Below are 225 nucleotides of genomic sequence, written 5' to 3'. Positions count from 1 at the left end.
TGTTAAAACGGGGCAAATATAGGGTATTTAATCTACTTTATTTTTAAGCTGAGCCTAATACGTGTTTTAAATCTGATATTTGATTTTCCCACAGCATCTTAGCTTCATCAATTTCATCTTCTTCAGCAAAATCTGTTATCATTAATGATACGTCTTTTGTAATTTCATCAACTTGAATTCTTATTTCAAAATAGCATGAAGCTCCTTCTTCTTCGTCATTTAACC

The 225-nt window shown here is 30.7% G+C and carries 1 protein-coding gene; it reads right to left on the bottom strand.

Annotated features, from left to right (window positions below; genetic code table 11):
• Positions 1-43: 43 nt before the first annotated feature.
• The coding region (locus tag FUA24_RS24845) for an START-like domain-containing protein (protein WP_246147166.1) at positions 44-225 on the bottom strand (182 nt) is incomplete at its 5' end.

The sequence above is a fragment of the Seonamhaeicola marinus genome, from assembly GCF_008085455.1.
Note: the sequence above shows the minus strand (reverse complement) of the source record. Positions and strands in the feature narration are given on the sequence as shown.